Origin of the sequence: Vibrio neonatus, from assembly GCF_024346975.1 — a bacterium.
Lineage (GTDB): Bacteria > Pseudomonadota > Gammaproteobacteria > Enterobacterales > Vibrionaceae > Vibrio > Vibrio neonatus.
The window spans coordinates 1,067,494-1,088,535 of record NZ_AP024886.1 but is presented as its reverse complement, the minus strand read 5'-3'; the positions used below and the strand labels follow the sequence as shown (position 1 = coordinate 1,088,535).

Genomic DNA, 21,042 nt, shown 5'->3' with positions numbered 1-21,042 from the left:
TCAACTCCAAATTTATTTAATCTACTTACCTGAGCTAGAACCTATTTCTCATGACCCAAAACACTCGTGCAAATCGTTCACAACAAACCCCTCAACCTGACGTAATCGATCTTGGTAAATTGCTTGGTCTGTTGCTTGATGGTAAGTGGATCATCATTGTTACTACTTTCATCTTTGCTGCATTAGGTGTGACCTATGCATTATTGGCAACGCCAATTTATAAAGCAGATGCACTAATTCAAGTAGAACAAAAAAACAGTGGTATGCCAGCATTGAGCGAAGGCTTGAGCGACATGTTTGCTCAAGAGTCTAACGCTGCCACTGAAATTGAGATTATTAAATCTCGCATGGTTTTAAGCAAAACAGTAGATAAATTCAACTTAACTACGGTCGCAACGCCTGACTACTTACCAGTTATCGGTAAAGGCTTAGCCATGCGCTTAGGCAAAGAAGCCCACATAAAAGTAGAACGATTTAACATCCCTGAATATGCCGATACAGAGGGTTATGAACTTACCCTTGATAACGTACAAACGGGTGAGTACTCACTAGTTGATGCTAACGAAAAACTGATTTTAAAAGGAAAAGTAGGGGAGTTAGCTAAATCGTCTCAAGTATCGGCAACATCTGATCAAGCCGCATTCTCTATCTTTGTTTCATACCTTTCGGGTAAACAAGGACAGGTTTTCAACTTATCACAACGCTCTAAACTCACCGCTATCAATTGGTTAGCGTCTAACTTATCAGTATCTGAACGTGGTAAACAGTCCGGTATTTTATCCTTTGGCTTCGAAGGACCAGACTCTCAACAAAATATTGACCTACTAAATGATGTTGCAACTAACTACTTCCTACAAAACGTAGACAGAAACGCAGCCGAAGCTGAAAACAGCCTCAAGTTCTTAAAAACCAAGCTACCAGAAATTAAACAGCAACTAACCATTAATGAAGATGCGCTGAATAAATACCGCCAAGATAATGAATCTATAGATTTAGGTTTAGAAGCGCAATCAACCTTGAAAGTGATGGTTGAACTCGAATCACAACTGAATGAACTGACATTCAAAGAAAGTGAACTAGCACAGCGCTTCACTAAACAACACCCAGCTTATGTTGCAGTACTAGAAAAACGTCAAACGTTACTTAAACAAAAACATCAGCTAGAAGCAAAAATCAAAAAGCTTCCAAAAACTCAACGTGAAGTACTGCGTTTAACTCGCGATGTGCAAGTAAACCAAGAAATTTATGTTCAATTGCTCAACAAATCACAAGAACTTGCCATAGTTAAGGCAAGTACTGTAGGTAACGTACGCATTCTTGATAAAGCCGCTTCAAACGGCTTAGCGGTTAAACCGAAAAAACCACTCATTGCAGTATTAGCCACTCTTCTTGGCGGTATGTTAAGCGTAGCGTTTGTATTGCTTCGCGCTGCATTCCATCGTGGAGTGGAAAGCCCGGACCAAATTGAAGAAATCGGTTTGTCTGTATATGCGACTATTCCAAAATCAGAACAACAAGAGAAGATTGAAAAATCTTACCAGAAGCTTAGAAAGTCGGGTAAGAAACGCCCTGCACAAGAGGCGATGTTGACTCTAGTTAACCCTGCAGACCTAGCGGTTGAAGCACTACGTTCGCTTCGAACAAGCTTGCACTTTGCGATGATGGAAGCGAAAAACAACGTCATTATGATTACGGGCCCGTCGCCAGGTATCGGTAAGTCGTTTGTTTCTACCAACTTTGCCTCGGTTATCGCTAGTAGTGGTCAAAAGGTGCTTGTTATCGACGCCGATATGCGCAAAGGCCATATAGGGCATGGCGTTATTTTGGCTCATACCCACGGCCTTTCAGACTGTCTAGCAAATACGCACAGTATCGAAGATGTGATTCATACTAGTATCACAGATAATCTAGATGTTATTTCTAAAGGTAAAACACCGCCAAATCCTTCAGAGCTCCTAATGCACGCTAGATTTACTGAATTGGTGGATTGGGCAAGTGAAAACTACGATATCGTTCTTATCGATACACCACCTGTGCTAGCTGTAACCGATGCCGCAATCGTTGGCCGCCATAGTGGAACAACACTGATGGTATCTAGATTCGGCATAACGTCGCCTAAAGAGCTTGAAGTAGCTGCAGATCGCCTAGAACAAGCTGGTGTAGAAACTAAAGGCGTTATTTTGAATGCCGTAGAGAAAACAGCTTCAAGTTACTACACATATGGTTACTACAATTACGCATACAAAAGTGATTCGTAGTATCACCCATTGAAGTCTTTGTAATAGTAAGAGTGTATTCTAGTCAGTATAAGTATTTAAGCTCGACTCTATAGAAACTGTCATCCCGGAAATTGCGTAGCAATTATCCGGGATCTTAATGGCAACGATCCCTTAAGAAGGTGACGTGTAACTGAATTGGCTAGATAGTTATTGGCCTAATGAAAACTTATGCGTACCAAGATAGATATTTACATGGACCTATTGGGGCCTTTTTGAAAAATTAAGTGAAACCTTGGGTTTATAAGGGTTTGGCTGAATCAGGTTGTCTCAAAATGAAATAAAAGTGTCTCAGTACTGCTCGTTAGGTTGAGTTTTAAAAATAACTTTATACCATTTATTTATAAGTAAAATGGAATTTTTTTATAACTAGGTTTAGTAAATATGATTAAGGCCCCCAGATTGATTAAGAAATTAACTCAAAGCAAATTTATCCGAAATGTGGCTGTAGTCGCAACGGGAGCCGCTGGTGCGCAAGCTCTTACAATGTTATTTACACCTATTATTACGCGTATTTATGGAGCGGAACAGTTTGGTCTATTGGGGGTATTTTTAGCTATTTTAGGAGTTCTGTCTCCCATTGTTGCACTTGCGTATCCTATTGCTATTGTCTTACCAAGAAATGATGATGATGCAAGAGGTATTGCTAGGTTAAGTGTGTTCATAACAGGTATTATTTCTCTTCTTATTTTTCTCATCATATTTTTCACTGAAAAGTATTTGGTTAATTGGTTTAATTTGGAGTCTATTTCAAGCTTTTTAATATTAATCCCTTTTGCAGTTTTTTTTATCGGTTTGCAACAAATAATGCAACAGTGGTTAATACGTAAAAAGCAATTCAAAATTACTGCCCGTATTGCAATCAGTCAGGCTTTAATTGTAAATAGTGCAAAATCTGGTTTTGGAGTTCTTAATCCAACAGGTTGGGTATTGATTCTGGTAGCAGTTTTGGGGAATGCTTTATACTTCTTACAGCTTTTTTGGGGAGCGAATAAGTGGTCTGTAGAAGAAGATAAAATAAGTAAGTCACCGCCCAGTAGTGTAAGTATGCAAAAGTTAGCATATAAGCACCGCGACTTTGCTTTTTACAGAGCACCACAACAATTTATTAACGCTTTATCACAAAGCTTGCCTGTATTATTGTTGGTAAGCTTTTTTGGGCCTGCTACGGCTGGTTTTTATACCATAGGCAGAACAGTGCTTGGTATCCCGTCAACTCTTATAGGCAAGGCTGTCGGGGACGTGTTTTATCCAAGAATTGCAGCGGCTGCATACAATAATGAGAACCTTTTCAACCTCATAATAAAAGCTACGTTAGCTCTCGCTGCTGTAGGTTTTCTTCCATTTTTTTTGATAATTGTATTTGGACCTTGGCTGTTTAGTATGGTGTTTGGCCCAGAATGGGTTGTAGCAGGGGAGTACGCTCGATGGATGGCTGTATGGATGTATTTTATGTTTATAAATTCGCCAAGTAATCAGGCCATTCCAGTTTTGGGGATTCAGAGGTTTTACTTATTCTTTACATTTCTCACTATATTGGTCAGATTTCTAGTGCTTTTTATGAGCTTCTATTTTTTCAAAAGTGATATTATTTCAATCGCATCCTTTAGTGTGGTAGGTGCTATTACTAATATTTTAATCATAAGCATCGTATTGCTTTATAGTCGTCAGTATGGAAAAAGGAAATTAAAAAATGGTTAACTTATTTGCTTGTGGTGATATTGTAAATTACAACAATGCCGACGGTTTTTTACTTACTGAAGAGTTAGCTACCATTGTAAAAAATGCAGATTATTCTATTTGCAATTTTGAGGCTCCAATCCATGGGTATGGTAGCCCTCAGACTAAATCGGGAATCCACCACTCACAAAGAGAAGAAACAATTTCGGGTTTAAAGGCTCAAGGGTTTAACTTAGCTTTGCTAGCAAACAACCATATTATGGATTTTGGTCGAGAGGGATTGGAAGCTACTATTGATGAAGCAAATAAATCAAATATAGAAACACTCGGGGCTGGAACAACTCATGAGTTAGCATATGCTCCACTAATTAAGGTAATCAATGGCTTAAAAATAGGCATTTTAAATGGTGGAGAAGCTCAATTTGGTGTTATTGATCATTTCGAACGAGATGAACAATTTGGTTATGCTTGGATTAATCATCCCCGGATAGATAGGACTATTTTAAAATTAAAAGAGGAATGTGATTTTATTTTGGTTTTTTCTCACGCCGGATTAGAGGATTATAATATTCCTCAAAAAGAATGGCGAGAGCGTTATAAACATCTGTGTGATTTAGGTGCAGATGCTGTTATTGGTTCTCATCCACATGTGCCACAGGGGCATGAAAAACATAATGATTCTCTTATTTTTTATAGCTTAGGTAATTTTTATTTTGATGGTGGGCGTTGGGCTGGCATTGAGAATAATTCGTTCTCTATAGTGCTAACTATGTCAAAAGACATACCTATCACTTTTAAACCAGTATTCCACCACACCTCAAATGGTAAAGTCCATATATCAAAAGACGAAAAGAAGATTAACCTAGAAGCTCTTTGTGGACTATTGAGGGATGAATATTATATTCATCATGACCAAATGGCTATAAATTCATATCAAAATGTAAAGAATAACTTATTAAAATCCTTATCTCCTTTACCTATCACACCAACTTTAAAAGGGACTGTAAAAGAGTTAATTAGAGCAGTTATTGGGAGGCGTAAAGGGTTAAATAAAGCTATTTTAGGTATGCATTTTATGAGGAACGAATCATATTATTTTGTAGCTAAGCATGCAATGGAATTAGAAGTTCAAAAGAAAAAAAAGAATGAGTGATTATATTCTTCCAACGACTCCCCAACCATTAGCTAAATTAACAAAAGCTACCGAGTCTATTTATGATGTATTTCCTCCTTTGATAAGTGAATTCCAAGGGGAGTGGGGGACTTTAGATGGTAGTGACAGTTATTATAATGGTTCCCAGCCCTATGAAAATGAAGTTCATATATTTACTGTAATTGGACGTCCAGTACCCTATTTTCGTGATAAAGCATTTTATAATTATGAAAATTGAAAAGAACATATTGCTAGTGGTACTTATTTTGTTTTTTATGACATTTCTTTTACCGACAAGTATGCAGAGAGAATTATTTCCGGTTAGTATTAACTATATTTTATTTGGAAGTTATATAATATTATTTGGCTATCGAATGAAATTTCACTTAACAAGAGTCAATTACCCCATATATATACTAATAATATTGTCTACTCTTAGTATAATATATTCACCAACTAAAATTGATGCTATTAAACAAGTTGTTTCTTTAGTTTTGGTGTTTATAATTGGTATTAGAGTTAGTGAGTTAGTATCAGAAAATGATTTTTTTAATTTGATTAAGATTCTTTCATATGTATGCTTGATATACCTCGTATTATCATATTTAACATTGAGTTCACTTAGAGATTGGGAAAATGCATATATAGGAATTTCAGAAAATCGGCATAATTCTTCTTTTTTATACGGGTTTATGGCCATTTTAAACTTTATAAATATTGCTAAGTTTAATAATAAAATAATGAAAACATTTTCAATTGCTCTCATTATAGGATGCAACTATTTTATAATTGAAACTACGTCAAGAATAGGCTTTCTCACTCAAATAATTTTTTTACTATTTTTAAGCCCGTACATTATAAGGTCGTATTCACCTTTTGGGCGAATTTTGTTATTGCTTTCTACTTGTTTCTTAGTTTCTTTTTTATTGAGTGTTGATGCCGTTCAAGAGTATATTATCTTTGCAGCAGAACGTGGTATGACCGGAAGGGATGGCATAAATAGCGTGTTGTTGGAATATTTAAATTATAATGGAGGATTATTTTATTTATTCGGTTATGGTTTTGGATCTTTAGAATACTACAGTTACTTGTCTGATCTATTTATTCGAGATGCAAATAACATAATTGCTATTTTATTTGTTTTAGGTTTTTTTGGATTAATATCATTTATTATCCTGTTTTTAAAACTTTCCTATCACTATATTCTTCATCTTGATAGTTTTAATGAAACCGCGCTCTCTGCTGTATTTTTTTCAATATATTTAATTCCATCAGAAACAACATGGTTAAATTTTAATTATTTATACACATTTTTTATGTATATTATCTACCTATATATCCTTAGATATAAACCATCAAAATATTCTTAGATATAGCCAGTCAAAATTAAAAACATTTAATCATGTTTAAATTATGAATAAAATTAAGTGTTTGGATAAAGAATTAAATGTAACTCTGGTACAGTTGAATCGATTAATTTGTAATGATCTTATTTGTAATCAAGGGGTTGTACCTAATTCTTAATATTTGATTTTAAAATTGGCTATGTTGTGAGCTTGAATTTATCTATTATAAGGGTGGATTTCGGTTTTCACCAGAAAACTAAAAAATTAATAATAGCTACTATTTTAATCATAAGAAGCATTTGTTAAGAAACGAAACTTATTTCAATATTATAAAATTTAAAAACAAGGTGAAAAATGTTAGCTTACATTAAGAGTATGTTCTGGAAACTCCCTGCTAAATTAAAAATATCATTATTTTTTTTGAAAAAACAGGGATATATTATGAACTGGAAAAATCCAGTGACATTTAATCAAAAAATCCAATCAAGAAAAACCAACTTATCTATAGTACATGCTAACTTAGCAGATAAAGTGAAAGTTAGAGATTATGTTTCTATAAAATGTGGAGAGGAGATTTTGATTCCCTTGATTAATACATTTAATCTTCTTAGGGAAGAAGATATTGAATCTCTACCTAATAGTTTTGTCATAAAGACAAATCATGGCAGTGGACCTGAACATATCGAAATAGTTCATGACAAGAATGCTATAAGTGCAAAAGAGGTTACAAAAAAATTCAACTTGGCTATAAGTTCAAGTTACGTTGGTTCAAGACTTGGTGAAAGTCATTATGATTTAATCGAGCGTAAGATTTTAGTTGAAAAATTGATGCTAAATAATAATAATGCTCCCGATGATTATAAATTTCATATCTTTAATGATAACGGAAATACTAGATGGATATTACAAATAGATTTTGATCGATTTGGCGATCATAAAAGAAATTTATATGATGAAAGACTAAATTTACTAGATTATAATTTAAATTATAAATCAGGAAATTATACTCTTTCTGACCCTGGTAAGGTTTATGAAATGGTGGATATTGCTAAAAAATTAGCTAGTGACTTTAATTACGTCAGAGTCGATTTATATTTAATAGAAGATAATATTTATTTTGGGGAGATGACATTTTTACCAGCTAGCGGTTTTCAACAATTTACCTCTAAGGATATTGATATTGTTTGGGGACAGTATTGGAGTAGAAATTCAGAAGGGAATTTCTAAAAATCTATTATTAAGCTTAAGTTAATAATAGGTATGCTGAATGCACGTTTATTTTCTATTACTTTTTGTATATGTTAGTGCTGGATACACCTCTAAAATAGCCATATTGCTACTAATTGCATCTTTATCATACTCAATATTTGTTCTTGCATATTTTGGCCGTGATGGTTTTGTTTTCTTGTCACTTGCATTAGTATTTAATTTTTTCTTTTCAAAAAGTTTATTCATCCAAGGATCAGAAGCAAAATTAGATACGTAATTATACTGGTATTTCCTATTTTAATTTTGTCATTCTTATTTTTCTCATTTCTTCGATTTGGTAATATTAGTGCTGTACTTAATTCTATTTTGGATTATTTAGGTCAGCAGTATATTCGGGTATATTTATGAACACAAAACCAACCGTTAGTGTGTACATTTGTACATACAACCGTGCTCAGTTGTTAAAAAGGGCAATCCAATCTGTGCTTTCCCAATCGTATGGGAGTTTTGAAATTGTCGTTTGTTCTGACAATAGCACAGATAGTACCGATTTACTGATGAAAAATTTTACTGACGAATTTTCAAATATTAAATACTACAAACTACCAACCAACTCTGGGGCATGTGCCGCTAGAAATAAAGCGATAGAAAACTGTACTGGAAAATATATTACAGGGTTAGATGATGATGATTATTTTGAAGATAATCGGCTTGAAGCATTTATTCATAATGCAAATTTACTAAAAAAATATTCATTTTTATCTTCCTCTTATAAATATAAGACAAGAAAAAATGTGAAGGATATATTAATGGATGATAGGTGCTTTACTATTAATGATATTGTTATGGAAAATAATGTTGGTAATCAGGTTTTTACATTGAGGACTAACTTTTTGGCGATTGGTGGTTTTGATAGCAAATTACCAGCATGGCAAGATCATGATGTTTGGATTAGATTAATTTCGGAATATGGTCCAGGTAAACGGATTCCTGATGCTACATATGTAATCGATGTATCTCACGAGCATGAGCGAATTTCTAAGTCAGATGAAAAGATTAAATTAGCGCTTAAATTAATTTTGAAGAAATATAGTAATAAACCTTACTTCCATTTGATGAGAGAAAATTTAACTCTAAATTTTTACTCATACCCTCAAGCTAAATTAGATTATGCACTTGCTTTTAAATTATTTAAAAAAAGAGGCTTACGTAACACTATATCAGTTCATATTAAAAAAATACTAAGAGCAATTGGTTCATGAATAAAATTCTTGTTGATGCCTCAAATATAAAAGTAGGTGGTGGACTTCAAGTTGCAATATCTGTTATTACAGAGCTCGAAAGTTCACATTCTCAAAATTATTGTTTTTCATATTTGGTTAGCGAGAGACTCTACTCACAATTATCTGACACTCTAAAGTCTAAAAGTATAGTTATCACTACTGGGATCATGAATCTGATGCCCTTTAATAAGTCTAGTAAAACCCTTGTACAAATGAGCAGTTCTTTTGATTGTGTCTTTAGTATATTTGGGCCTACATTTTGGAACCCCAAAAGCAAACATATTATAGGTTTTGCAAATGCTTGGCTCGTAAACGATAAAACGAACGCATATAAAGTATATTCATTTGCATCTAAATACTTTTATAAATTCAAAAACTTTGTCCTGGGGAAATTATTATATTCTCCGAATAAATATTATATCACAGAAACCAATTCAGTGAGAAAGTTATTTATTGATAAGTTTGGAGGAAAAGCGGATAGAATAAGTGTTGTTTCAAATACTTTACCCTATATATATACTGTTGATTATTCGGATAATCAAAAATTCCAAAAGAAATTAGAGAGCTATAAGGATTATTTCAAGTTTATTTCAGTTACATATAACTACCCTCATAAAAACTTAGGAGTTATTTCAAAAGTCGCTGAATTATTAGAACTAAAAGGAATTAATGCGATCTTTATAGTTACCTTTCCTAAGGATGAATACGATAAACAGTCACTGACATTTAAAAAATATACGGTCAATATGGGCCCAGTGTCTGTTGAAGATTGCAAGAGTTTGTATAAAAATGCGGACGCATTATTTTTACCTACTTTAATAGAGTGCTTTTCAGTTAGTTATTTGGAAGCTATGGCCAATAACTTATGCATTGCTACTAGTGATTATGACTTTGCTAGAGATATTTGTGGTGATTGTGCCATTTATTTTGACCCTTTTTCTCCTCAAGATATTTCGAATAAGCTCTCTATTATCATTGAAAATGAAGATGTGCGCAGAAAGATGTTGATTAAAGGAGGCAAGAGAATAAAAAGGTTCCCTGATAATAAGCAGAAGGTTAAGTCGTACTTAAAAATAATAAATGATATTATAGGACAATAAAATGTTTAAAGGTAAAACTCTATTAATCACTGGAGGTACTGGGTCTTTTGGCAACGCAGTATTACGTCGCTTCTTAGAATCCGATATCCAAGAAATTCGTATTTTTTCTCGTGATGAGAAAAAGCAAGACGATATGCGTAAAGCTTTTAACAACGACAAACTAAAGTTTTACATCGGTGATGTTCGAGACCCACAGAGTATCGCAACTGCGATGCGCGGTGTGGATTATGTGTTCCATGCTGCAGCATTAAAACAGGTACCATCTTGCGAATTTTATCCGCTAGAAGCCGTTAAAACGAATGTTTTTGGTACTGAGAATGTATTAGAGTCTGCAATTTTTCATGGTGTTAGCCGGGTTGTTTGTTTAAGCACGGATAAGGCTGTTTACCCAATCAATGCAATGGGTATCTCTAAAGCGATGATGGAAAAAGTGGTTGTTGCTAAAAGTCGCAACTTAGAAGGCACAAACACGGTGATTTGTGGTACGCGTTATGGCAATGTGATGGCTTCTCGCGGCAGTGTTATCCCGCTGTTTATTCGTCAAATTATCGAAGATACACCAATTACCCTTACAGACCCGACCATGACGCGTTTTATGATGACGCTTGATGATGCCGTTGATTTAGTATTACATGCATTTACTTATGGTCAAAATGGCGATATTTTTGTCCAGAAAGCACCCGCCGCAACGATTGAAGTACTCACACAAGCAATCCTTGAAATGATAGATAAACCTGAGCATAAAGTGAATGTTATTGGCACGCGTCATGGCGAAAAACTATTTGAAGCATTGTGTAGTCGTGAAGAGATGTTTGTTGCGCAAGATCAAGGTGAATATTTCCGCATTCCTGCCGATAATCGCGACTTAAACTATTCAAAGTATTTTGAAGAAGGTGAGAAAGGTCTTTCAAAAGTTGAGGATTACAACTCAGACAATACCGACCGTCTTGATGTTGAAGGCATGAAGCAGCTACTAAGAAAGCTAGACTTCATCCGTGAAATTGAAGCGGGTAACATTATCGTTCCAGAGGGTGTATAACGTGAAAGTTCTTGTTATTGGAACGACAGGGATGCTGGGTTATAGCATCTTTTCCAATTTATCCGAATTATCAAATCTCGATGTGTATGGCACAGTTCGCAGCGTTAATGGGGTGGAGCATTTCTTCCCATCAACAGATAAACTGATTACTAATGTTGACGTGAAAGATTTCGCTACTTTGGAAATGGCGGCTTTAGACATAAAACCTGACGTTGTAATAAACTGTATTGGCCTTATCAAGCAGCACGTTGTTTCTAAGCAGCACGTTGAAGCCATTGAGATCAATGCGCTATTTCCTCATAAAATTGCACACCTTTGCGATACTATTGACGCTCGCTTAATTCACTTTTCAACAGACTGCGTATTTGATGGTAAAGTGGGTAATTATCTAGAGTCTGATTTACCAACTGCAACAGATCTTTATGGTAAATCTAAATGTCTTGGTGAAGTAGATTACGGCGAGCACGTAACTCTGCGTACTTCAATTATCGGTCATGAGCTTAAATCTTCAGTTAGCTTAGTAGACTGGTTCTTAAGTCAAAACGATTCTGTTAGAGGGTTCTCCAAAGCAGTATTCTCTGGCCTGCCAACGGCCTATGTTGCAAAAGTTCTTGCAGATTATGTACTTCCTAATGCATCTCTCTCTGGCCTGTATCAATTATCTGTAGATCCTATCGACAAGTACTCTTTGATCTCAAAAGTTGCTGATGTCTACAATAAGCAGATTGAAATTGAGAAGTTTGAAGACTTTGTCATTGACCGCTCACTTAATTCATCAAAATTTCGGGATGAAACGGGCTTCGTACCACCATCTTGGGATGAGTTGGTAGCATTCATGCACAGCGATTACACTAAGAGATATAACTATGAGTAAATTAAAAGTAGTAACCGTCGTAGGCACTCGCCCAGAAATCATTCGTCTTTCACGTATAATAGCTAAGTTGGATGAATACACTGACCATACGTTAGTTCACACTGGTCAAAACTATGACTATGAATTAAACCAAATCTTTTTTGATGATCTTGGTATCCGTTCTCCTGATGTATTTTTAGAGTGTGCTGGCGGTACTGCTGCTGAAACTATGGCTCAGGTTATTAGTAAGTCAGATAAGATGTTTGAGGAAATTCAGCCTGAAGCTATGTTGATTCTGGGTGATACTAACAGTGCGCTCTCTGCTATATCAGCTAAGCGTAAGAAGATTCCTATTTTCCATATGGAAGCGGGTAACCGATGTTTTGATTTACGTGTTCCAGAAGAGATAAACCGAAAGATTGTCGATCATACTTCTGATGTAAACATGCCATATAGCGACATTGCTCGTGACTATCTGTTACGTGAGGGTATTAGCCCTGACTTCATCGTAAAAACAGGTAGCCCAATGGATGAGGTTTTGATTCACTACGAAAATAAAATCTCACAATCTGATGTGTTAGAGCGCCTAGAACTTAAGAGTGAAGGTTACTTTTTAGTTAGTGTTCATCGTGAAGAAAATGTCGATTCTGAGCGTAATATTAACAACTATGTGTTAGCGCTGAATACGATTGCTGAAAAGTATAATCTACCTATTATTGTTTCCACTCACCCAAGAACGCGTAAGAAGATTGAGCTACTAAATCTAGAGTTCCATCCTTTAGTTCGCTTGATGAAGCCGCTAGGTTTCAGTGATTACATCCGTCTGCAGAGAGAAGCGAAAGTCGTTTTAAGTGATAGTGGCACGATTACGGAAGAGTCTTCGATTTTAAACTTCCCTGCTATTAATATCCGCGAAGCTCAAGAACGACCTGAAGGGTTTGAAGAGGGGGCTGTGATGTTTACAGGGATGAGTGTAGAGCGAATTCTACAAGCGATTGAAATCTTGGAGGATCAACCAAGAGGCGAAGATCGTTTGTTGAACAAAGTCGCTGATTATAGTGCACCAAATGTTTCTGACAAGGTACTTCGTACAATTCTAAGCTACACCGACTATGTTAACCGCGTTGTTTGGAAGAAACAGTAATGCACCTAGCGTTAATTATTGATGACTACCTGCCACACAGCACACGTGTGGCAGCCAAAATGTTTCATGAACTTGGTTTAGAGTTAATAAGTCAAGGACATGAAGTAACAGTTATCACGCCTCACTTCGAAAAACATGAATCAGCACTTATAGAAGATCATTTAGATGGTATTGTAGTTTGGCGTTTCTTTTCTGGCGAAATCAAGGATGTTCCAAAGATTAAGCGAGCGATTAATGAAACGTTGCTGTCTTTTAGATCTTGGAGTGCAATTCAAGGAAAAATCGATAAAGATACATTTGATGGGGTTGTTTACTATTCTCCATCAATTTTCTTTGGATCGTTGGTATCAAAACTGAAAAAACGTTGCCAGTGCAATAGTTACCTTGTCTTGCGTGATTTCTTTCCTCAATGGGCTATTGATTCGGGTTTGATGAAAGAAGGCTCTTTAATAGAACGTTACTTTAGGTTCTTTGAATCAGTGTCTTATCGTCAAGCAGATACTATTGGTGTTATGTCCGAGAAAAACCTAGAGATATTCAATTCCAATACGGGGTTGCAATACCCAACTGCGATACTGCGCAACTGGGCTAATCTGTTACCTCATAAGCTCTCTGGAAAAGAAGATCACTTGAGAAAGCGATTAGGGATAGACGATGAAGTAATCTACTTCTACGGGGGGAATATTGGTCATGCTCAGGATATGGCCAATCTAATGCGTTTAGCGAGAGCCATGCAATGCTTCGACAAGGCGCACTTCCTTTTTGTAGGACAGGGTGATGAAGTCAAGTTAGTGAATGACTTGATTAAAGATTGGGAGTTGAACAATTGCTCTTATCTGCCTTCTGTTTCCCAAGATCAATTCAAAGATATTTTAGCTCAAGTCGATGTTGGATTATTCTCACTGTCATCTCAGCATAGTGCACATAATTTTCCTGGTAAGTTATTAGGATATATGGTTCAGTCACTCCCCATCTTAGGCAGTGTCAATAAAGGAAATGATCTAATGGATTTGGTGAATGAAAATCATGCTGGGTTGATTAGCGTTAACGGTGACGATGATACTTTCTTTGAAAATGCAAGCAAGTTGCAAAGTGATGCCGAGTTAAGGAAACGTATTGGTGCTTCTGGCTACGAGCTATTAGGAAAAGAATTTGCAGTTGGAAATATCGCAAACTCTATTGTTAGTGCCTTAAGTCACAAACAAAAGAGTCGCTAATCAAGGCCGCGGCAAACTCACAGAGAGAAAGCTTGTCTTTTCGTATAAGCCATTGAATCGTGTGCCCTATTGGGATGATCGTTGGCGTTCCTTTTTTAATTCGATAATTCATTTGCTTACAACAATATGTGTCTCAGGGTGAGACCAAACTGAGACACATTTTTTAATTGCTATTCTAAACCCTATAGTCATATCTGTGACACAGAACAACGGTAATCTGCAGAGTTGTTCAGTTAGGGGCTTCAGCGATAAACGTTCAAACTCTAAATGCCAAATGTTCTTTAAATCATTACGCTGGCAGAAAACTATAAACCTTATTCTATTTAAGCGTGTTGGCTAGACACGTACATATTCAACTCGTATTAGGCTTTATTCATGTCTTTTTTTGACTATCTAATAGAACTGTCCATGTTCTTCTTTTTGTCGCTTGCCGTGCTGTATTGCATGCGTAAAGTTGGCTACGCAATAGGTTTGGTTGATAAACCCAATGCGCGCAAGCTCCATCAGGGTAGCAAGGAATAACGGGGTCAGGTCTTGAAATTTGCACGTGTAATAAGTGTGGGTAATAGCGAGGTTTGGTCTTTTTTATTTAGTGTGGTTTTTGTAATCGGTTTTATGTCGTTTTTCGGTTGATTTAGTGCGAGGCTGGTCGTAATTGAGTGATGTTGTGATTAATATCGTTTTGTTTTGAGTAATAGTTAACTTCATGTTTTGCTGTTTCACTTGGAATGGAATCATGAGTTGACCATTGCGATTAGAGTTTTCAGGGGCGTTGTATCATATAACCTCACGAGGTAATGAACGAAAGTGTATTTATGCTAGCGACGAGGACTTTGAGTTATTTTTGGATGTTCTAGGGCAAGTTTGTGAGCATTACAACTGGGTAGTACATGCTTACTGTTTGATGAGTAACCATTATCATCTCTTGCTTGAAACGCCAGACGGTAATTTAAGTCAGGGTATGCGTCACTTAAATGGTGTATTTACTCAATCCATCAATCGCAAGCACAAACGGGTGGGACACTTGTTTCAAGGGCGCTACAAAGCAATCTTGGTTGATAAAGAAAACTATTTACTCGAACTCTGTCGTTATATTGTTCTCAATCCTTTACGGGCAAAAATGGTTGAGAATTTAGATGAATGGCAGTGGTCTAGTTGGCATCATATGCTTGGCAATTTAGAGTCACCGGATTGGTTGGCAACGGATGCTTTGTTATGCCATTTTTCTAGAAATAGAAAGGTCGCCATAAAAGAGTATATACAGTTCGTTGCTAATGGTAGGGGTGTTAATATTTGGCAACACTTGCAACATCAAGTTTTTCTCGGCAGTGACCATTTTGTGCAAACGCACCAAGCACTGCATGACAAATTACAATGCGACCTTCAAGAAGTGCCATTAAAACAACGACGATCTAAACCAAAACCCTTGCCCACTTATGAAGCATTGGCGTCTAATCGTTCCGAAGCGATGTCTCTTGCGTATCGTTCTGGTGGTTACACGCTCAAACAAATAGCAAATTATTTTAATGTGCATTGCTCAATAGTAAGTCGCATTGTACGAAATCAACACGGAGGCAGGTCTTGAAATTTGCACGCAAATTTTAGCTTAGGGTTAATCCCCGGCAATTGATACATACTCCTTATTTCCAATTAATTAAAGATAATAAAATGAGTAAACACTGTCTATTCCCTGCTGCTGGCTATGGCACGCGTTTTTTACCTGCCACAAAATCAATGCCAAAAGAAATGATGCCTATAGTCAATAAACCCCTTATTGAATACGGTGTTGATGAAGCTATTCAAGCGGGTATGTCTAGCATGGCTGTTGTTACAGGCCGTGGTAAAAGCTCACTTATGGATCACTTTGATAAGAACTATGAGTTAGAGCATCAAATTCAAGGTACCAACAAAGAACCTCTATTAGATGATATTCGTTCTTTGATTGATTCTGCGCAGTATACATTTATCCGCCAACGCGAGATGAAAGGGTTAGGGCATGCAATCTTAACCGGCAAAGAATTGGTGGGCGACAATCCTTTTGCGGTGGTTTTGGCAGATGACTTGTGTATCAGTGAGCAGGAAGGTGTTTTAGCGCAAATGGCTGCGTTATATCGTCAGTTCCGCTGTTCTATTGTCGCGGTTGAAGAAGTGCCTGAATCGGAAACGCATAAATATGGCGTGATTGCGGGTGAGCATTTAAGTGATGACTTAATTCGTATTACCGACATGGTAGAAAAACCAGAGCAAGGTACAGCGCCGAGTAATCTAGCTATTATTGGTCGTTATATTTTAACTCCTGATATCTTTGATATTTTGCAAGATACTAAGCCCGGTAAAGGCGGGGAGATCCAAATCACCGATGCATTGTTAGAGCAAGCGAAAAGTGGTTGCGTGATTGCGTATAAATTCAAAGGTAAGCGTTTTGATTGTGGAAGTGTAGAAGGGTATATCGAAGCGACTAACTATTGCTACCAGAATGTTTACTTAAAAGGCAGTAAAGTAAAAATTGACCGTTCTTCTACCAAGAAAGTTTAAAGTAAGATTTTCGTTGCAAGAGCTTAGCACTTTATTCTTGTTGCATACGCCCTTAATGATTACTTAGTTTCATTGGTGATTTTCCCTTGAATTCTATAACCCACTCTTTAACGATTGATACTCTATCGTAGCTGATTCAATATTGATTTTAATTACTGTTTACCCCACTTTTTGTCTCTAACTACGGAATAATCTGTACTGTGCTTCGGTACAGCATAAGCTTAAATTGCTATACCATTTATTTTCAAAACATTTTCTTTTTACATTTTCTTTTTACATTTTCTTAATCATTCACGATAGGTTTTCTGTCATGTCAGTTTTTGAGTATATCATCGAACTATCGATGTTTTTCTTCTTATCACTTGCGGTGCTTTATTGCATGCGTAAAGTAGGGTATGCAATAGGCTTAGTGGATAAACCGAATGCACGTAAACTTCATCAAGGTGTTGTACCTTTGGTTGGTGGAGTGTCGATTAGTATTACAGTGCTGTATTTCTTATATATCAATGCTGACGAACTGCAGCACCCAGGAATTTTTGCCACTTGTTTAACCATCTTGGTGGCGATCGGGGTGTTAGATGATCGCTTTGATATTAGTTATAAATTACGCATGGGAATTCAGGCACTATTAACTTTGGTGATGATTCATTATACAGGTATCACACTGTCGCATATCGGTAACGCACTGGGCTTTGGTGTTTGGCAGTTCCCTCCTTATGTTGACATCGTTGTTACTATGTTTGCCGTAATCGGCGCAATCAATGCCTTTAATATGGTTGATGGTATTGATGGTCTATTAGGTGGATTAACCACGGTAGTGTTTGCGTCACTCGGCATTGTCTTTTATAGCCACGATCTTCCTAATGCCGCGTATTTTACTGTCGTCTTTATCGTTATCTTAATTCCGTTCATTTTATTTAACCTAGGTTACTTCGGTAAAGTGCGTAAGGTATTTATGGGCGATGCAGGAAGCATGATGATCGGCTTTACCGTAATTTGGGTTCTGATCGGCGGAACACAAGGCGAGGGTGGACACTACGTCATTAGACCGGTAACCGCACTTTGGTTAATTGCTGTGCCTTTGATTGATATGATGGCCATTATGATCCGCCGCGTCCGCAAAGGACACTCACCCTTTCACCCTGACCGAGAACACTTCCACCATATTATGCAACGTATCGGCTTCACCCCACGCGAAGCACTAGTAGTAATTTGCGTAACCCAAATCATTTACTCAACCATTGGCCTACTAGGTGAATACTTCAACGTACCAGAATACGTAATGTTCTACACCATTGTCGGTTGTTTCCTATTCCATACCTACTGGATGACTCACTCATTTCAGATGGCGAAGATAGTTCGAAAGTGGAAAAGCGGGGTCAGGTCTTGAAATTTGCAGGTTGTGATTGGTAGGTAGTGGTTACCTAGACCGCGAGCAACGCTATTACATCATGCTAAGGGAATCACTCGTGGTGATTTGTTCGGTTCAAGTCACGTACTCTGCGGTTAGTCTCCATTGGTGAGGCGTTAAACGTGTCAGAATACTGCATGTTCTACATCATTGTAGGGTGTTTCTTATTCCACATGTATTGGATGACACACTCTTTTTAGATGGGAAAAGTGTCGTGAAAGTGGAATAAGCTGGAGTAACTAGTATTTGAAGAAAGAGAATAACGCGGTTGTGCATCCCTAACAGCAACTTTACTTGGTGGAATGAGTACAAATCGTGTTGTACACAAGGATTGGCTTGCTATCAATGTGAGGTGAGTCCTTTGCACATTAAAGAATAAAACGAGAATAAAATGAAAATTGCTATTGCAGGTACAGGCTATGTAGGCCTGTCTAATGCGATGTTGCTAGCGCAGCACCATCAAGTTATCGCGGTTGATATTGTTGAAGATAAAGTCAAGCTACTGAACAACAAACAATCGCCGATAGTCGATGTTGAAATTGAAGACTTTCTGGCTAATAAGCCCCTTAATTTCACTGCTACACTCGATGCCAAACAGGCATACCAAGATGCCGACTATGTAGTGATTGCAACGCCAACTGATTACGACGTAGAAACCAACTACTTTAATACATCGTCAGTAGAGGCGGTGATTAAACTGGTGATGAAGATTAACCCAAATGCAGTGATGGTGATCAAATCCACCGTTCCTGTGGGTTATACCGCTCGCATTAAGCAAGAGTTAGGCTGTGATAATCTGATCTTCTCACCCGAATTCTTAAGAGAAGGGCGTGCACTGTACGACAACCTTCATCCTTCACGCATTATCGTGGGTGAGCGTTCTGAGCGTGCTGAAACATTTGCTAATTTGCTGGTAGAAGGTGCAGTAAAAGAGAACATCGAAGTGCTGTTTACGGACTCTACCGAAGCCGAAGCAGTTAAATTGTTTTCGAATACCTACCTTGCACTGCGCGTCGCTTACTTTAACGAACTGGATTCTTACGCCGAAACTCATGGCCTAGACGCTCGCCAGATCATTGAGGGCGTAGGGTTAGATCCTCGCATCGGCAGTCACTACAACAATCCTTCGTTTGGTTATGGAGGGTATTGCCTACCTAAAGATACCAAACAGCTTCGTGCCAATTACGCAGAAGTACCGAATAATATAATAGGTGCGATTGTTGATGCCAATACCACGCGTAAAGATTTTGTGGCTGACTCGATATTGAAACGTAATCCAAAGCGAGTCGGTATCTACCGCCTGATTATGAAAGCAGGCTCTGACAACTTCCGTGCCTCTTCTATCCAAGGTATTATGAAGCGCCTAAAAGCCAAAGGTATTGAGGTAGTGGTATACGAGCCTGTTCTAGAAGAAAAAGAGTTCTTCCACTCTGCTGTTATTAAAGACTTGGCTGAGTTTAAAGCCATGTCTGATGTGATCGTATCAAATCGCATGGTAGAAGAGTTGGCAGACGTTGAAAGCAAAGTGTACACACGTGATCTATTTGGTTCAGATTAAGAGAATGATATGAAATATTTAGTAACTGGCGTAGCTGGTTTTATTGGTAGTGCTGTTGTAGAGCAACTAACTGAGAAAGGTCATACGGTTGTTGGTATAGATAACATCAATGATTACTATGATGTAAATCTCAAGCTAGCGCGCTTGGAGCGAATTAAGCACTCGAACTTTAAACTTATCGAGCTTGATATCGCAGACCGTGAAGCTATTGCGCAATTGTTCGAAACTGAACAGTTTGATCAAGTGATTCACTTGGCAGCACAGGCGGGCGTTCGCTATTCAATTCAAAATCCGCACGCGTATGCAGACTCAAACTTAGTTGGGCACTTGAACATCCTTGAAGGATGTCGTCATAACAAAGTAAAACACCTAGTTTATGCATCATCAAGCAGCGTTTACGGATTGAATGCGAAAACGCCGTTTTCAACATCTGACTCTGTAGATCATCCTGTATCACTATATGCGGCGACTAAGAAGTCGAATGAGTTGATGGCTCACAGCTACTCACATCTTTATGATATCCCGACTACCGGTCTTCGTTTTTTCACCGTATATGGTTCTTGGGGCCGTCCTGATATGGCACCATTTATTTTCACTAAGAAGATCTTAGATGGCGATACCATAGACATTAATAACAATGGTGACATGTGGCGTGACTTCACACACGTAGACGACATCGTTGAGGGTATTATTCGTATCGCAGATATCATTCCAGAAAGAACTAATGACTGGACTGTGGAAGAAGGTTCTCCTGCTACTAGCTCTGCACCTTATTCTATTTACAACATAGGCCATGGCTCACCAATCAAATTGATGGACTTTGTAAAAGCTATCGAGGATGAGCTCGGAATTGAAGCGAAGAAGAACTTCCGAGAAATGCAACCAGGTGATGTGTATCAAACCTATGCAGATACTCAAGACTTGTTTGAAGCCACAGGTTACACGCCTAAAGTCACGGTGAAAGAGGGTGTGGCTGAGTTTGTTTCTTGGTATCGAGAATTTTATGATAAGTGATCGTTAGCCTGACTCTCTTTAGGGTGTTAGAGTGATTGTATTGTAGTAAAAGCCGGAATGTTCTAGTGAGCATTCCGGCTTTTTTCGTTTGAGGGTTAGTGAATAGGATAGGCCTTCTGTAATAATGAAGGGTATATTAATTTCTAATGTGAAAGGTATTTTTTATGTGTACAATAACCGTTGTTAGTCACACTTTGTTAGACAACAGATTCGATGCGATTGTT

18 protein-coding genes and 1 pseudogene are annotated in these 21,042 nt (G+C 37.3%); 18 read left to right on the top strand and 1 reads right to left on the bottom strand.

The annotated features are described in order from the left end of the window. Nucleotides 1-50 precede the first annotated feature (50 nt). From OCU38_RS17020 to OCU38_RS16995, 6 genes are all read left to right on the top strand, one after another. Complete coding sequence (locus tag OCU38_RS17020; protein ID WP_261824639.1) at nucleotides 51-2,258, top strand: polysaccharide biosynthesis tyrosine autokinase; 2,208 nt, start codon at nucleotides 51-53, stop codon at nucleotides 2,256-2,258. Between the two features lie 420 nt (nucleotides 2,259-2,678). After that, nucleotides 2,679-3,977, top strand: coding sequence for a lipopolysaccharide biosynthesis protein (locus OCU38_RS17015; protein ID WP_261824638.1), 1,299 nt, complete (start codon nucleotides 2,679-2,681; stop codon nucleotides 3,975-3,977). Continuing rightward, nucleotides 3,970-5,109, top strand: coding sequence for a CapA family protein (locus tag OCU38_RS17010; RefSeq protein WP_261824637.1), 1,140 nt, complete (start codon nucleotides 3,970-3,972; stop codon nucleotides 5,107-5,109). Before OCU38_RS17015 ends, OCU38_RS17010 begins: the two co-directional genes overlap by 8 nt. Continuing rightward, on the top strand, nucleotides 5,102-5,347 hold the full coding sequence (locus OCU38_RS17005) for a hypothetical protein (protein WP_261824636.1): 246 nt from the start codon (nucleotides 5,102-5,104) through the stop codon (nucleotides 5,345-5,347). The genes OCU38_RS17010 and OCU38_RS17005 overlap by 8 nt, the downstream gene beginning before the upstream one ends. Continuing rightward, nucleotides 5,337-6,479 (top strand): hypothetical protein, encoded by a 1,143-nt coding sequence (locus OCU38_RS17000; RefSeq protein ID WP_261824635.1) that lies wholly within the window; start codon nucleotides 5,337-5,339, stop codon nucleotides 6,477-6,479. Before OCU38_RS17005 ends, OCU38_RS17000 begins: the two co-directional genes overlap by 11 nt. Before the next feature lie 417 nt (nucleotides 6,480-6,896). After that, entirely contained in the window at nucleotides 6,897-7,682 is a 786-nt protein-coding gene (locus OCU38_RS16995) for an ATP-grasp fold amidoligase family protein (protein ID WP_261824634.1), read from the top strand. Nucleotides 7,683-7,730: 48 nt separating this feature from the next. Here the strand turns inward: OCU38_RS16995 and OCU38_RS16990 are convergent, their stop codons facing one another. After that, a complete protein-coding gene (locus tag OCU38_RS16990) occupies nucleotides 7,731-7,910 on the bottom strand; it encodes a hypothetical protein (RefSeq protein WP_261824633.1) in 180 nt (59 codons plus the stop codon). Nucleotides 7,911-8,068: 158 nt separating this feature from the next. Here OCU38_RS16990 and OCU38_RS16985 point away from each other — a divergent pair, with 158 nt between their 5' ends. The 12 genes and pseudogenes from OCU38_RS16985 to OCU38_RS16925 all read left to right on the top strand — a co-directional run bounded on the left by OCU38_RS16985 (nucleotide 8,069) and on the right by OCU38_RS16925 (nucleotide 20,818). Further along, on the top strand, nucleotides 8,069-8,926 hold the full coding sequence (locus OCU38_RS16985) for a glycosyltransferase (protein WP_261824632.1): 858 nt from the start codon (nucleotides 8,069-8,071) through the stop codon (nucleotides 8,924-8,926). Further along, entirely contained in the window at nucleotides 8,923-10,047 is a 1,125-nt protein-coding gene (locus OCU38_RS16980) for a glycosyltransferase (protein WP_261824631.1), read from the top strand. Before OCU38_RS16985 ends, OCU38_RS16980 begins: the two co-directional genes overlap by 4 nt. Nucleotide 10,048: 1 nt before the next feature. Further along, complete coding sequence (locus tag OCU38_RS16975; RefSeq protein WP_261824630.1) at nucleotides 10,049-11,086, top strand: polysaccharide biosynthesis protein; 1,038 nt, start codon at nucleotides 10,049-10,051, stop codon at nucleotides 11,084-11,086. Nucleotide 11,087: 1 nt separating this feature from the next. Next, nucleotides 11,088-11,960, top strand: a complete 873-nt coding sequence (locus OCU38_RS16970; RefSeq protein ID WP_261824629.1) for a dTDP-4-dehydrorhamnose reductase family protein — start codon at nucleotides 11,088-11,090, stop codon at nucleotides 11,958-11,960. Further along, nucleotides 11,953-13,083, top strand: a complete 1,131-nt coding sequence (gene wecB, locus OCU38_RS16965) for a non-hydrolyzing UDP-N-acetylglucosamine 2-epimerase (RefSeq protein ID WP_261824628.1) — start codon at nucleotides 11,953-11,955, stop codon at nucleotides 13,081-13,083. Before OCU38_RS16970 ends, wecB begins: the two co-directional genes overlap by 8 nt. Next, nucleotides 13,083-14,300, top strand: a complete 1,218-nt coding sequence (locus OCU38_RS16960; protein ID WP_261824627.1) for a glycosyltransferase family 4 protein — start codon at nucleotides 13,083-13,085, stop codon at nucleotides 14,298-14,300. The genes wecB and OCU38_RS16960 overlap by 1 nt, the downstream gene beginning before the upstream one ends. Nucleotides 14,301-14,675: 375 nt before the next feature. Beyond that, nucleotides 14,676-14,810 (top strand): annotated as a pseudogene (locus OCU38_RS16955) (UDP-N-acetylglucosamine--undecaprenyl-phosphate N-acetylglucosaminephosphotransferase); the annotation flags it as partial. 238 nt (nucleotides 14,811-15,048) lie between these two features. After that, nucleotides 15,049-15,885, top strand: a complete 837-nt coding sequence (locus OCU38_RS16950; protein ID WP_261824626.1) for an REP-associated tyrosine transposase — start codon at nucleotides 15,049-15,051, stop codon at nucleotides 15,883-15,885. An 83-nt stretch (nucleotides 15,886-15,968) separates the two neighbouring features. Next, complete coding sequence (galU, locus tag OCU38_RS16945; protein WP_261824625.1) at nucleotides 15,969-16,835, top strand: UTP--glucose-1-phosphate uridylyltransferase GalU; 867 nt, start codon at nucleotides 15,969-15,971, stop codon at nucleotides 16,833-16,835. 310 nt (nucleotides 16,836-17,145) lie between these two features. Further along, entirely contained in the window at nucleotides 17,146-18,225 is a 1,080-nt protein-coding gene (gene wecA, locus OCU38_RS16940; RefSeq protein WP_261824624.1) for a UDP-N-acetylglucosamine--undecaprenyl-phosphate N-acetylglucosaminephosphotransferase, read from the top strand. A 412-nt stretch (nucleotides 18,226-18,637) separates the two neighbouring features. Further along, on the top strand, nucleotides 18,638-19,804 hold the full coding sequence (locus tag OCU38_RS16930; protein WP_261824623.1) for a nucleotide sugar dehydrogenase: 1,167 nt from the start codon (nucleotides 18,638-18,640) through the stop codon (nucleotides 19,802-19,804). 9 nt (nucleotides 19,805-19,813) lie between these two features. Further along, nucleotides 19,814-20,818 (top strand): NAD-dependent epimerase, encoded by a 1,005-nt coding sequence (locus OCU38_RS16925; protein WP_261824622.1) that lies wholly within the window; start codon nucleotides 19,814-19,816, stop codon nucleotides 20,816-20,818. Nucleotides 20,819-21,042 lie beyond the last annotated feature (224 nt).

Coding starts and splice junctions, on each gene's coding strand:
- OCU38_RS16995 (WP_261824634.1), top strand. CDS start 6,897: ATGAACTGGAAAAATCCAGTGACATTTAATCAAAAAATCCAATCAAGA.
- OCU38_RS16985 (WP_261824632.1), top strand. CDS start 8,069: ATGAACACAAAACCAACCGTTAGTGTGTACATTTGTACATACAACCGT.
- wecB (WP_261824628.1), top strand. CDS start 11,953: ATGAGTAAATTAAAAGTAGTAACCGTCGTAGGCACTCGCCCAGAAATC.
- OCU38_RS16925 (WP_261824622.1), top strand. CDS start 19,814: ATGAAATATTTAGTAACTGGCGTAGCTGGTTTTATTGGTAGTGCTGTT.
- OCU38_RS17000 (WP_261824635.1), top strand. CDS start 5,337: ATGAAAATTGAAAAGAACATATTGCTAGTGGTACTTATTTTGTTTTTT.
- OCU38_RS17020 (WP_261824639.1), top strand. CDS start 51: ATGACCCAAAACACTCGTGCAAATCGTTCACAACAAACCCCTCAACCT.
- galU (WP_261824625.1), top strand. CDS start 15,969: ATGAGTAAACACTGTCTATTCCCTGCTGCTGGCTATGGCACGCGTTTT.
- OCU38_RS16930 (WP_261824623.1), top strand. CDS start 18,638: ATGAAAATTGCTATTGCAGGTACAGGCTATGTAGGCCTGTCTAATGCG.
- OCU38_RS17010 (WP_261824637.1), top strand. CDS start 3,970: ATGGTTAACTTATTTGCTTGTGGTGATATTGTAAATTACAACAATGCC.
- OCU38_RS16960 (WP_261824627.1), top strand. CDS start 13,083: ATGCACCTAGCGTTAATTATTGATGACTACCTGCCACACAGCACACGT.
- wecA (WP_261824624.1), top strand. CDS start 17,146: ATGTCAGTTTTTGAGTATATCATCGAACTATCGATGTTTTTCTTCTTA.
- OCU38_RS16975 (WP_261824630.1), top strand. CDS start 10,049: ATGTTTAAAGGTAAAACTCTATTAATCACTGGAGGTACTGGGTCTTTT.
- OCU38_RS16990 (WP_261824633.1), bottom strand. CDS start 7,910: ATGAATAAACTTTTTGAAAAGAAAAAATTAAATACTAATGCAAGTGAC.
- OCU38_RS17005 (WP_261824636.1), top strand. CDS start 5,102: ATGAGTGATTATATTCTTCCAACGACTCCCCAACCATTAGCTAAATTA.
- OCU38_RS16980 (WP_261824631.1), top strand. CDS start 8,923: ATGAATAAAATTCTTGTTGATGCCTCAAATATAAAAGTAGGTGGTGGA.